Origin of the sequence: Paenibacillus sp. FSL H3-0321 (assembly GCF_038002865.1) — a bacterium.
Taxonomy (GTDB): Bacteria; Bacillota; Bacilli; order Paenibacillales; family Paenibacillaceae; genus Paenibacillus_AQ.
The window spans coordinates 4,007,508-4,019,815 of sequence record NZ_JBBODH010000001.1 but is presented as its reverse complement, the minus strand read 5'-3'; the positions used below and the strand labels follow the sequence as shown (position 1 = coordinate 4,019,815).

Sequence of the window (12,308 nt, the reverse complement as noted above, 5' to 3'; positions counted from 1 at the left end):
TGTGCCTGACTCCCTTGCTATAGTTTGAATTCTAATTATAAGAACATCTTAATTTTCGCTCCCTAAATTGTCAAATTCAAATGGTTAGACTTCATTTAATTTTACGATTGACAGTTAGAAGTCTAACTGTTATATTCCAATCAATAACAAACACTATCCCATTATAGGAGGTATCACAATGATTACAGCAATCACCAATGCGTGCATATTTGACGGCGAGAACGTGATCAGAGCCACGACGGTCCTGATTGAAGGCGAACAGATCCTATCGGTAGGCGGGGGAATACCGGCACATGCGATCACCATTGATGCGAAAGGAGGGACTTTACTGCCGGGTCTGATCGATGCCCACGTTCACACTTCCGTAGAGGGCCTGCGTGACGCACTGAAATTCGGTGTGACGACTGAACTGGAAATGATGGGCGGGTTTACGAAAAACGGCCGCGAGGCACAGCTCCAGGGGATTGAGGATATTGCCGACGTGCGGTCTGCCGGAATGGGGGTCACACCTCCTGGAGGGCATCCCGATGAACTTATGCCTGGGGATGGGGAAATCCCGGATTTTGTACTGAAGGAATTGGAGAAAATGAGCGAGGAAGATCGCAACGCTATGCTGGCTGCTCATGCCCATGATCACGATCACGGAGAAGCGGCTGCGGTATCGAACAGGGACGAGGCGTTGGCATTTGTAGGCGAACAAGTCAGGGAGGGAGCCGACTATATTAAGATTATGATTGAGGAAGGGACGGTACTGGCCGCCCCCGGATTGCCTGTCTTAAGCCAAGATATTCTAAGTGCAGCCGTAGGGGAAGCGCACCGGTACGGCAAGATCGTGATTGCCCATGTGTTGACTGCGGAATCCTCCCGGCAAGCCATCGAAGTCGGGGTCGATGGTCTGGCCCATTTATTCATCGACCGCCCGGACAATACTTCGGATCTGGTGAGAATGATCGCAGAGTCCGGTGCTTTCGTTACACCGTGTCTGGTTTTGAACTCTTCCATTATCGGTAACTCCGCAGCGGAATTGGCCAAGGATCACCGTGTGAGTTCCAGGCTCAGTCCGGAATGGTTGGATACGCTGAATGCCAGCTTCCATACCTACCCGCAAGGCAGCATGGAAGACAACTACCGGAATGTGATGGATCTTCATCATGCAGGTGTAGACATCCTGGTGGGTACGGATGTCTCCGTGCCGGTTCCATCGCTTGGCGGGCTTGCCCATGGCGCTAGTGTACACCATGAAATGCAGCTATTGGTGGAAGCGGGATTCACGCCCGTAGAAGCTCTTCAGTCCGCTACTTCAAAAACAGCCCGCCGGTTCGGCCTGAACGACCGCGGGCGTATCATTCAGGGGGCAAGAGCAGACTTGGTCTTGGTCGACGGCGACCCGACCACGACTATTTCCGATACGTTATCCATCCGTAGAATATGGCTGCGCGGCATTCAGAAAGTAGAAGAAGTGTGAAACTACGCTGGCGCTTGATTTTTTAATAATGAGGAAGTCCATCCTAAGGGGGATGGGCTTTTTTTAATATACAGACAAATGAACGTTCGGGCGGTGCTATTCGTACTATAGTTATTCTACGGGAAGAGCGTATGGGAAAAAACGCATTGAAAGGGTGAAAGGGCATGCTTACAATCAAACATTTTACCAAAAGCTATAAGGGTGGTAAAAAGGCAGTAAATGACTTGAATTTGGTGGTGGAGCAAGGCGATATCTACGGCTTTATCGGACATAACGGAGCAGGTAAAACAACAACCATTCGGGCAGTAGTGGGCGTGCTTGATTTTGAAGAAGGGGATATTGAAATTGACGGTATCTCCATTAAAAAAGATCCGGTAGCGTGCAAGGCGAGGATTGCGTATATTCCGGATAACCCGGATTTGTATGATCATCTTACCGGCATTCAGTACTTGAATTTTATCGGTGATCTCTTTAGTGTATCCAAAGCGGATCGTGAGCAGCTTATTAAAAAATACAGCGATGCTTTTCAAATTACGGTCCATTTGGGTGATATGATCTCATCGTATTCCCATGGGATGAAGCAGAAGCTTGCGATTATCTCTGCACTTATTCATAAACCAAAGTTGTTAGTGTTAGACGAACCCTTTGTTGGCCTTGATCCAAAAGCCGCTCACATGCTAAAGACAATTATGGTAGAGCTGTGCAGCAACGGCAGTGCCATCTTTTTCTCCACGCATGTGCTGGATGTGGCAGAGAAGCTCTGCAATAAGATAGCGATCATAAAGGGGGGCCAATTAATAGTCCATGGCAAGACAGAAGAAGTAAAGGGCGAAAATAGCCTGGAAGCATTATTCATGGAGCTGATCGACAATGATTAATATCTGGAGATTAACGAAGCTGCAGTTGTTTTCTTCATTTGGGTTGAATAAAGCTTTACATACAAAAGATGTTAAAGAAAAACGCAAATCGCTTCTACTCGCCTTTGGTATTCTTGTGGGAGTGCTTATGATAGCAGTAGTTTCATTTGGATACAGCTTCATGTTGGCTGTGACTTTTGAACAAATGGGGCGAATGGATCTATTACTGGCGATTATGATGGCTGTTACTTCTATTGTAGGGTTCTTCACCACGGTCTATAAGGCAAGCGGTGTATTATTCAGCTATAAGGACTACGATTTGGTGATGTCGCTGCCGATCAAGACGAGTCATGTTGTGGCAAGCCGTGTTCTTCAGCTCTATGTGCTGAATTTGTTCTTTTCTTTGATGGTCATGCTGCCAGCAGGTGTGGTGTATGCTATAAAAGTGAATCCGGGGACGTTATTTTATCTGTTTTTTCTAATGACCCTTTTATTTATCCCATTACTGCCGATTATTGCGGCAACGATTATTGGTTCATGCATCAGCTGGATCTCTTCCCGGTTTAAAGCGAGCCGGATGATCAGTCTTGTATTAACTTTTGCCATTGTGATTGTACTTATGGTCGGTTCATTTACACTCAATGGAAACGAGCAGGCACTTGCTGATATGGGGGCTGAGCTGGCCGATATGATATTTAAGCTGTATCCTCTTGCAGCGATGTATGTCGATGCGGTCTGCTCGTATCAGGTAGGCTCATTGTTATTATTTATTGCGTTATCCGTACTTTCATTTATAATATTTGCCACTGTATTAAGTACAAAATATAAAGCGATTCATACAGGTCTAATGACCAGTCATGCAGGCAGCAAATATACCATGAAGCCGTTAGAAGCCTCCTCTCCATTTCGTGCACTGTATAAGAAGGAGTTGCGCCGATATTTTGGCTCTTCTGTTTATGTGCTGAACACAAGTATAGGCATGATTCTATTACTGGTGATGTCGGTTGCCTTATTGTTTGTCAGTTCGGAGAAGCTGGGGGAAATGATTGAAATTCCACAATTATCCCATTATCTGAGTACGCTGGCTCCTATCCTGCTTTCCTTATTTGTAGTGTTAAGCTGCACAACGTCAAGTTCCATTTCGCTTGAAGGCAACAATTTATGGATACTAAAAAGCTCACCCGTATCGAAACAAGCGATATGGCTTAGCAAAGTTGCCGTGAATCTGACCATCACCTTACCGGTCCTGAGTATTAGTAGTGTAATGCTTATGATATCGTTGCGCACGGGGTGGATGGAAAGCTTATTATTGCTTGTTATCCCTTTGATCTATGCTTGTTATTCCGCGCTGATGGGCATTATTGTTAACCTGAAATTACCTAACCTGGAGTGGAAAAGCGAAGTTACGGTAATCAAACAGAGTGCAGCAGTTCTTGTATCTATGCTCATAGGGATCATCAGTTTATTAGTTCCCTTGGGACTATCCCTTCTTCTGACGCAGGTAAATGCAAATCTCCTCTTGTTAGGGGTTGGCATGATTATGATAGCGGCATGCCTAGCAATGTATAGATATATGCAGACAAAAGGGGAGCAGTTGTTTCAGCGGCTTTAAACAGCCGGCTGTCGGTTCCATCCCGGCAACTGGCTGCTTAGCGTTTCAATAGGTCTCGAGATTTTAATTATGATAATATTCTGCCAATGCATTTGCCGCAATGATGGCCTGGTATACGTCATCAGGAGTTACGGGATGTGGCATATTGCCCATCGTGTCTCCTTCGGCACATGCATCTTCCGCCACTTTCCGCCATTCTTCCTCTCTAAACTGATCCAGACCGAGATCTTTTAATGTTAAGGGTAAGCCCACTTCTTTGATGAAGTTGATGACCGTTTCCACTTCTTCTTTGGGTGCACTTTCTAAAACAAGCTGTGTTAATAAACCAAACACTACTTTTTCGCCATGCTGTGCATGATGCAGTGATGGAACAGCGGTCATTCCGTTATGAATGGCATGAGCAGCGGCTAAACCGCCGGATTCAGCCCCCACACCACTTAAATAGATGGTGGCCTCAATTGTTTTTTCAACGGCAGGAGTGGAAACTTTATGATCAACCGCTATCTTCGCTTGAAGGCCATATTCCAGAACAGTGTCATAGCACATCTTGGCGATACCTAATCCGGCAAGCGAGGGTTTCAAATTGACCAGATTATCACCATTTTTCTGGTAGCAGGCGCGTGCTTCGAAATAGGTGGCGAGCGCATCTCCAATTCCAGCGACAAAAAAACGGGTTGGAGCACTTGCTAAAATATTTGTATCTGCCAAGACCACATCCGGATTGGTTGGCAGGAACAGATAGCGGTCAAACGAGCCGTCTGTTTTGTAGATGACAGAAAGTGCGGTGCAGGGGGCATCAGTTGAAGCGATGGTTGGGAAGATAACCACAGGCAAATGTACATAATAAGCGGTGGCTTTAGCAGTATCTAATGTTTTCCCGCCGCCAATACCCACAATCACATTAGCTCCTGATTTTTTAACCGCTTCACAATGCCTATCGATTTCTTCCTGAGTAATTTGCAGATTAAATTTCACGAACTCACTCTGCTGTCCAGCTTCTTCAAAGGATTGACCCGCCTCTTTCGCTGCACGATCCAGAATGAATTCGTCACAAATTACATAAGCATGGTCACCATAAGTAGTGGTATACGTAGATAGTTCGTTTAATAAGTGGTGACCTACTATAAATTTCTTGGGGGACGTGACTGATTTTACCGATCGTTTCAATTTAACCACTCTCCTTGTTTTTAGAAATTATCTACTGCAGGTGAGCTGATTATGCATTCAATGATTGGGTTTGTTCCCTGAAAAAGAAAACAGCCCCTCAGATTGAGGAGCCTTCATAAGAATCACGTTAGGTTAAGTTGCAGGAATTTCAAGGCCCCTGGCAATTAAAAACCCCGGCAAATCTGCCGGGGCTAAATATGTATAAATGGAGTTGTGCACACAGAGGTATTATGATATGATTGGAGAATTACTAATCATTTATTTTGCGAATCGCCTAATAATCCTATCCTATTTACAACTTAATCTTACCACACAGTAATACGGGTTGTCAAACTTTCATTTTACAAATTCGAATGAAGGAGTGTATGCAGGAAGATGATAAGTGCGGAGGATTGGAAGCAAGAACAGGAACGGCTGAAGCGGGTTATGGAAAAGCTGCAAGCAAGGATCAGCGAACTGGAGCCGGAGGTGGCCGGGCTGCATGACCAAGTGGTGGACATCCGCAAGCTATTCTGGGAAGAAGTAACTGTAAACACAAGCACTAGCGAAGATTTTGAAGAGACCTTCTACAGTATCAGGCAGCAGGAAGCTTTATTGTCCGAACGGGAGCGAAGCCAGCGGTTGCGCGCGCAGCAATGGAAAAACATGAAACGGCTGCTGTCCTCTCCCTACTTCGGACGCATCGATTTTCATGAGGATGGCTTGAACACTGCCGAGCAAGTCTACATCGGTGTGTCATCCTTCATTGACTCAGATGGCATGAGTTTTCTGGTGTATGACTGGCGTACTCCGATCGCTAGTATGTATTACGATTATTCACCGGGCGCGGCCGGATATGACACGCCGGGTGGAGCTATCGCTGGACTGATGCAGCTGAAGCGGCAGTATCAGATTCGCGGAGATCAACTGCAGAATGTGTTCGACACGAGCTTAACGATTGGCGATGAATTGCTGCAGCAGGTGCTTGGCAAGGGTGCGGACAATCAGATGAAGAGCATCGTCGCGACGATCCAGAAGGAACAGAATGCCATTATCCGCGATGACAACAGCCGGATGCTGATCGTGCAGGGGGCGGCTGGCAGCGGGAAAACCTCGGCTGCCCTGCAGCGGGTGGCGTACCTGCTGTATAAACACCGCGAACGGCTGAGGGCTGACCAAATTGTGCTATTCTCACCTAATCCGATGTTTAACAGTTATGTATCTACCGTTCTTCCTGAACTCGGTGAAGAGAACATGCAGCAGACGACCTTCCATGAATATCTCGATTACTGGCTTGGCAGGACGTTTCGTTTAGAGGATCCCTTTGACCAGATTGAATATGTGCTGGAAGAACAATCTGACCGCGGGTATGAAGCCCGGCTGAAAGGAATCCAATACAAGGCATCTGTGGACTTTCTTCAAGCGCTCCAGAAGTATGCGCAGGGGTTGGAGGGGAAGGGCATGCGATTCATAAGCATACGCTTCCGGGATCGCGATTTGATCACAGCTAAGCAAATGGAATCGAAATTTTACAGCTATGATTCTTCCATTCGCTTATCCAACCGCATCACTTTGCTGCAGGAGTGGCTGCTGCGTGAGCTTTCTCTGCTGGAAGACAAGGAACGTGAGGCGTTCTGGGTGCAGGAGGAGCTAGATTATCTTGACAACGATCAGTACGCCGAAGTGTTTAATGAACTGCATAAAGACAGGGGAGTGTTTGACTTTGCCGAACAATATGAAGAAGCCCGCGAAATGCAGCGCGGCAAGCGCAGGCTGGACGAGGGCGATTTCGATTATGCTGAGCGGGAGGAAGCACTGCTGCGCCGGATGGTCGTGAAGGAGCAAATTAAACCGCTGAAGCGAAGTGTGAAGCGGATGTTGTTCATAGACATGATCCGGCTGTACATCCAGTTCTTTGAAGAAGAGAATGCTTTGGCGAAGATGACGAATGAAGCTGGAGTTTCCCTGCTCTGGCCGGAAATCTGTCAGCAAACCAAGGAGAAGCTTAGCCGGTCCGAACTCTTCTATGAAGATGCGACACCGTACCTGTACCTGAAAGAGCTCATCGAGGGCGTTCGGGTGAACACGGAGATCCGGCATGTATTCGTCGATGAGGGTCAGGATTATTCGATGTTTCAGTATGAGTTCCTCAAAAAAATGTTTCCCCGTGCCCGCATGACGGTGCTTGGCGATTTCGGTCAGGCTATCTTTGCTCAGGCCACAGAACTGCACGGCGAAGATTCACCGCTCATCGGATTGTATGGCGAATCTGAAACGAGCTTATTCCGTCTGGTTCGCAGTTACCGGTCAACACGTGAGATTGTGGAATTCACGAAGTCTTTATTGCCTAACGCCAAGGAGATTGTAGCCTTTGAACGCAAGGGCAGGAAACCGCTCCTCTCTCAGATGGGCAGCGGCGGGCAGCGGGCAGCAAGAATAGCTGAGCATCTTGCGGCGCTTCAGGCGGAAGGCTTGGTCTCCATCGGGATCATCACCAAGACAGCGGCCGAAAGCAAAGCTGCTTATGATCTCCTTACAGCTCAGGGCTGCCAGGGGTTGAAGCTTGTGACGAAGAGTACGCCCAACTTTGAGAAGGGAACCCTGATCCTCCCCGTATATCTCGCCAAGGGCGTTGAATTCGATGCCGTTCTAATCTACGACGCATCTTCGCAGACGTATCATCTGGAGAGCGAGCGCAAGTTATTCTATACCGCATGCACGCGTGCTATGCACCGGCTTTTGCTCTACACAACGGGAGAGTGGACCCCATTCCTTCCGGCATCGGATAAGTCCTTGTATGAGGTAGAGCAAATTCAGTGATGAATACTAACCAAGGATCTCTCTTCATAAACATGACAGTCAGATGTCGAGTTTCTCCATGTATACTTTGGAGAAAGGAGAGGATTCAACCATGAACACTTATACGACCCACAAGCCCAAGCTGATCATTACTGGAGTGGCTGTACGTACAACAAACGCTGAAGAAACGGGACCGGACGGACGATTGCCACAACTTTGGGACACCTACTTTCAGAGCAATCTTGTTTCTGCCGCGGGGGTCAGAAATCCTCAATTCCTATACTCGTTGTATACGGATTATGAAAGCGACGTGAACGGAGCCTATACAGTTGTAATTGGACATGAAACAGATAATGAATTCGTCCAGGATGATAATAATCATGCGGTTGTAGAAATACCCGAAAGTAAGTACATCGTATTCACGGCAAAGAAGGGACCTATGTATGAAGTGGTGCCTGAGGCGTGGCGGGAGATATGGACCTATTTCAAGCAATCGCCGGAGGTGAGAACCTATACGGGCGATTTTGAGCTTTATGATTCCAGGAATTCGGATCCAGCAAACACAGAAGTGCAGATTTATATAGCCATTAAATAGCTGGATAGCATGTTAAAACGCTACTGACATAAGGCTGTCAGTAGCGTTTTTGTATACTTAGATCAATAGATGATGTAGACAAGTACCCATTAGTATCTTTGTGATGAAGAATTGACAGTCTGGAAAGCAATGCTATAATCAAATAAATAGAAAATAATGCAATTATTTTTTCTTTTTGGAACCTGCATCCAGACAAACTTCACTAATCACTGTTTGGAAAATGGGGGTAAAGAGATGGGAGAGCTCAAAGCGCCTTTCGTAACCAATGTAGAGGATATGAGTTGGATCAGGCGCACTTCTGACTGCTATTTTATCATTGATGAGACTGGGAAAGTCTTACAATGGAGCGCGGAGCTTGGTACGCTGCTTGGTATTTCGGCCACACAAGCGGTCGGCAAGGCCTGCCGTTCCCTTGATCTCTTCAGTGATTCTACCGGGAACAGCCTCTGTAAAACCTGCCAGGTTCTAAGTGCTGCAGAACATATGAACAATTGCAACGGATCACGCAGGGTATTTGTTCAACGTGGTTCGGTCCGGGTTCCTTTCCTGAAGAATATACGGGCCAGCAGCTACGATAAAAGGTTAATCTGGGTGACCCTCGAACAGGCCGCGATTTTTTCCCTGATGGAAAAGCTGACTTCTCAAGAAAATAAAGTGCTGGGCCTATTATCCAGAGGCCATACAACGCAGCAGATTGCTATAGAGCTACACATTTCTTATACTACGGTACGAACCCATATCCGTAATCTTTTGAGCAAGCTTGGGGTACACAACCAAAAGGAAGCCGTTTCTCTCTTTTTTGCCGAGCTGCTTAAATAATAATTAGTGAGTAATAGAAAAGGATCATCTCCCGGTAGTTGACTGAGGGGGTGATCCTTTTTGCGGCTTAATATCCAAATTATATTATAAAAATACCTCAAATGTACGATCCTTCTTCTTCTAATATATGTTAATTTAGTAGCACATATTGAAAGCCGGGAGTAAACAGTCCCGGTGAGGGAGGGAAATATGAGTAATATTGCAGCAATACAGGATCAGTTCAAAGCTCCGTTCTACCTGGTCTGGGAGATTACACTTTTGTGCAACGCCAGTTGTGTGCATTGCTATTCAGGCGCAGGCCGCCGGCACCCCGACGAACTAGACGCAGAAGAGGCTCTTTCCGTAGTCGATCAATTAGCTGAGGCCGGTGTCCTCCTGCTTGGACTCTCTGGGGGAGAAGCTCTGCTCAGGCCCGATTGGATGGACATAGCCTCCCGTGCTTCGTCGAAGGGGATGATGGTTTCGATCGGCACCAATGGAGCCGTGATTGATGATGAGATGTGCCGCCGGATCATCGAGGCAGGAGTGTCCGGGATTTGTGTCAGTATTGATGGAGCAACGGCGGAAGTGCATGAGCAGGTGCGCGGTGTCAAAGGACTGTATGACAAAGCTGTTAGCGCTATAGAAACATTAGTGAAGCATGGGATTAATGTAACTGTTGGGTATACGCCGACCCGGCTTAATTTCAGGGATGGCCGAAAGGTCGTAGAATTGGCCGCCCGACTCGGTGCAAATGGAGTGAATTTATCTGAGTTCATTCCCACAGGACGGGGAGATCAGGCATTGGCGCTTACGCCAAATGAGCTTCGCGATGTGATTGTGGAGTGGATCTCCATGCAGCAGGAGTACGCCGGAAAGCTGAAGATATACTGGCATGACTGCCGTGTTGCACTGATGCTGCCGCCAGAGCAGGCAGCACAATATATAGGCTGTGGTGCAGGTTATGTTACCGCCCGTATCACGGTTAACGGTGATGTCACCCCTTGCGTGACTTTACCGCTCACAGCAGGCAATTTGCGTGAGCAGAGCTTCCAGGACATCTGGAGCTACTCGCCGGTCCTAGCGAATATACGGGATAGGACGACAAGAAACGAAGGGAATTGTGGCACTTGTGAGCATAAGTTCATCTGCGGAGGATGCCGCTCTGCGGCATTAGCCTATCATAACGATGCTTCAATGGGCGATCCTTATTGCTGGGTGGTTCCTGAAGCAGTTCAAGTGTAGAAGGAGAGGATAAGATGCCAAATTTAACTTCGGATACGGTACTAACACTCGCATCCAATATTGTTACCCGCAAAGAGGAAAATAGCAAATACGTGGTGTACAACCCGGCTACGGACGAGCTCCATGTGTTGTCACGTCTGGCCTATACCATATTGAAGCTGTGTGAGCAGCCCGCCCGGGTTGCCGAGATTACGGGGCTTGTTGAGGAATCCATTCCAGCCTTCCAGTGTGACCAGGGACGCGGGGAAGTGAACGGATTACTTCAGAAGCTATTGAAACGAGGCTTGCTCCAGGCAGCCTGACCAGCCCTATAGAGAGGAGGTGAGGAAATGGAAGCAACCAGAGAACTGCTGTGGGACATCGCCCGTGACAATATGGCGGAAATGGAAGACGCTGATTTGCTGGCAGCCATTCAAGAACTGGATATTGTAGATTTAGGGGAATTATCTGTTATTGCCTGGAGAGTAATTTAGCAAGCAAGGAGCCTCGGGCGCTGCCGGAGGTTCTTTTTACAAGGAGGCAGCCAATGGATCAGAGCAGAACAACCTGCCGGAGGTTAAGCAGTGGATTGGAAATTATTCATCTTCCGTTAGCCGGTATGAACACGGTATCGCTGGGTCTGCTTTCGGGTGCGGGTGCAAGGCTGGAAGCAGAAGATGAAATAGGCAGTTCGCGGATTCTCGAACATTGGATATGGCGAAGAGAACAGAAGGAAGAAGATCTCAATGATATTTTGGCGGATTTCGGAGCTAATTTGAAAACCTCATCCAATATAGAATGGACACGCCACTGGACTACAGTGCTTTGTGATCAATTTGAGCCGGTCTTCAAACTGTTTTTGCATGATATTCTGGAGTTTGATTTGTGCCCTGAGACCTTTGCGGCCAGCAAGGAGTATGCAGCAGTTCTTTCAAGTAAACGCCGGAAGGAACCAAATGCGTACGTAATGGATGTATTGCGTGAAAAAATGTCCGGCGGTAAAACGATCGGACGGTCAGCTGTAGGCCGGGTTGAAGATATAACGAAGCTGGATTTCCCCAAGGTGAAGAGCGTCTATGAACGTCTTTATGTGCCAAATAATTGTGTGGTTGTTGTAGTTGGAGGCATTTCAAAGGAAAGACTGGGGAAGCTGCTGGATGAAATCGGTGAAGCCGGCGCTGAACAGGATTCACTGATCGTTCCCCGGGAAGAACCCCCTTATTGGCAATCCTGTGCGTATTCCATCGAACAGGAAGGCAGACTCGTTCATCTGGCAGCAGCGTTGCCCTGTGTATCCTGCAGACATCCTGATTTTTTCTCATTTGCTGTGTTGTCACAGGTGCTGGGTGGAGGAGACGGTTCCAGACTTTTTGAAAGTATCCGGCAGAGAAAAGGGTTGGCCTATCAAGTGCGGAGCAGCTTGATGTCCTTCAGGGACACGGGACTCATGACCTTTTATCTGGCCACCGGACCGAATTCCGTATCCTGGGCGGCATCTGCTATCGTTCAAGAAATGGAGCAAATCAGGAATAACGGAATGAGCAGGGAGGAGGTCAAGGCCGCCCAAAACCAGCTTTTAAACCAGATGGTCCTAAGGTCAGAGAGTACAGCTTCCAGAATGAACACGCTGTTGACCGCCTCATGGTATCCGGGATACCCCGGGACGTTAACGGCCATGAAAGAAGCCATAAGTGCAGTTACTCCGGAGGCTATTCAGTCCGCATTACAGAACGCCGTCCCGGCTGCAGAAATGGGTCTGGTGACGTTGGGTCCGGTATCCGCTTCAGCGTTAGTATTGAATCATTAGGAGGA

11 protein-coding genes are annotated in these 12,308 nt (G+C 47.5%); 10 read left to right on the top strand and 1 reads right to left on the bottom strand.

Annotation, left to right across the window (positions count from 1 at the left end):
- Positions 1-178: 178 nt before the first annotated feature.
- The 3 genes from MHI45_RS17775 to MHI45_RS17765 all read left to right on the top strand — a co-directional run bounded on the left by MHI45_RS17775 (position 179) and on the right by MHI45_RS17765 (position 3,934).
- Positions 179-1,465, top strand: a complete 1,287-nt coding sequence (locus MHI45_RS17775) for an amidohydrolase family protein (RefSeq protein ID WP_340895929.1) — start codon at positions 179-181, stop codon at positions 1,463-1,465.
- 164 nt (positions 1,466-1,629) lie between these two features.
- Positions 1,630-2,343, top strand: coding sequence for an ABC transporter ATP-binding protein (locus MHI45_RS17770; protein ID WP_340895930.1), 714 nt, complete (start codon positions 1,630-1,632; stop codon positions 2,341-2,343).
- Positions 2,336-3,934, top strand: coding sequence for a hypothetical protein (locus MHI45_RS17765; RefSeq protein ID WP_340895931.1), 1,599 nt, complete (start codon positions 2,336-2,338; stop codon positions 3,932-3,934). Before MHI45_RS17770 ends, MHI45_RS17765 begins: the two co-directional genes overlap by 8 nt.
- A gap of 63 nt (positions 3,935-3,997) precedes the next feature.
- Here MHI45_RS17765 and MHI45_RS17760 read toward each other — a convergent pair whose 3' ends face one another.
- Positions 3,998-5,101 carry a glycerol dehydrogenase gene (locus MHI45_RS17760; protein WP_076113769.1) on the bottom strand — a complete coding sequence of 368 codons (1,104 nt, stop codon included), beginning with the start codon at positions 5,099-5,101 and terminating at the stop codon, positions 3,998-4,000.
- A gap of 375 nt (positions 5,102-5,476) precedes the next feature.
- Here MHI45_RS17760 and helD point away from each other — a divergent pair, with 375 nt between their 5' ends.
- From helD to MHI45_RS17725, 7 genes are all read left to right on the top strand, one after another.
- The gene (gene helD, locus MHI45_RS17755) at positions 5,477-7,900 is read left to right on the top strand and encodes an RNA polymerase recycling motor HelD (RefSeq protein ID WP_076113768.1); all 2,424 of its coding nucleotides are present in this window, start codon (positions 5,477-5,479) and stop codon (positions 7,898-7,900) included.
- 91 nt (positions 7,901-7,991) lie between these two features.
- A complete protein-coding gene (locus MHI45_RS17750) occupies positions 7,992-8,474 on the top strand; it encodes a GyrI-like domain-containing protein (protein ID WP_076113767.1) in 483 nt (160 codons plus the stop codon).
- Between the two features lie 234 nt (positions 8,475-8,708).
- Positions 8,709-9,293: a response regulator transcription factor gene (locus tag MHI45_RS17745; RefSeq protein ID WP_076113766.1), complete on the top strand. Its 585-nt coding sequence runs from the start codon at positions 8,709-8,711 to the stop codon at positions 9,291-9,293.
- Between the two features lie 189 nt (positions 9,294-9,482).
- A complete protein-coding gene (locus MHI45_RS17740; RefSeq protein ID WP_076113765.1) occupies positions 9,483-10,517 on the top strand; it encodes a radical SAM/SPASM domain-containing protein in 1,035 nt (344 codons plus the stop codon).
- 14 nt (positions 10,518-10,531) lie between these two features.
- Positions 10,532-10,819, top strand: coding sequence for a PqqD family protein (locus tag MHI45_RS17735; RefSeq protein WP_038598046.1), 288 nt, complete (start codon positions 10,532-10,534; stop codon positions 10,817-10,819).
- 27 nt (positions 10,820-10,846) lie between these two features.
- Positions 10,847-10,990 carry a hypothetical protein gene (locus MHI45_RS17730; protein WP_156130981.1) on the top strand — a complete coding sequence of 48 codons (144 nt, stop codon included), beginning with the start codon at positions 10,847-10,849 and terminating at the stop codon, positions 10,988-10,990.
- Between the two features lie 53 nt (positions 10,991-11,043).
- The gene (locus MHI45_RS17725) at positions 11,044-12,303 is read left to right on the top strand and encodes a M16 family metallopeptidase (protein WP_340895932.1); all 1,260 of its coding nucleotides are present in this window, start codon (positions 11,044-11,046) and stop codon (positions 12,301-12,303) included.
- Positions 12,304-12,308 lie beyond the last annotated feature (5 nt).

Excerpts from the sequence above, each read along its gene's own strand:
- MHI45_RS17775 (WP_340895929.1), top strand. The coding sequence starts at position 179 with ATGATTACAGCAATCACCAATGCGTGCATATTTGACGGCGAGAACGTG.
- MHI45_RS17770 (WP_340895930.1), top strand. The coding sequence starts at position 1,630 with ATGCTTACAATCAAACATTTTACCAAAAGCTATAAGGGTGGTAAAAAG.
- MHI45_RS17765 (WP_340895931.1), top strand. The coding sequence starts at position 2,336 with ATGATTAATATCTGGAGATTAACGAAGCTGCAGTTGTTTTCTTCATTT.
- helD (WP_076113768.1), top strand. The coding sequence starts at position 5,477 with ATGATAAGTGCGGAGGATTGGAAGCAAGAACAGGAACGGCTGAAGCGG.
- MHI45_RS17750 (WP_076113767.1), top strand. The coding sequence starts at position 7,992 with ATGAACACTTATACGACCCACAAGCCCAAGCTGATCATTACTGGAGTG.
- MHI45_RS17745 (WP_076113766.1), top strand. The coding sequence starts at position 8,709 with ATGGGAGAGCTCAAAGCGCCTTTCGTAACCAATGTAGAGGATATGAGT.
- MHI45_RS17740 (WP_076113765.1), top strand. The coding sequence starts at position 9,483 with ATGAGTAATATTGCAGCAATACAGGATCAGTTCAAAGCTCCGTTCTAC.
- MHI45_RS17735 (WP_038598046.1), top strand. The coding sequence starts at position 10,532 with ATGCCAAATTTAACTTCGGATACGGTACTAACACTCGCATCCAATATT.
- MHI45_RS17730 (WP_156130981.1), top strand. The coding sequence starts at position 10,847 with ATGGAAGCAACCAGAGAACTGCTGTGGGACATCGCCCGTGACAATATG.
- MHI45_RS17725 (WP_340895932.1), top strand. The coding sequence starts at position 11,044 with ATGGATCAGAGCAGAACAACCTGCCGGAGGTTAAGCAGTGGATTGGAA.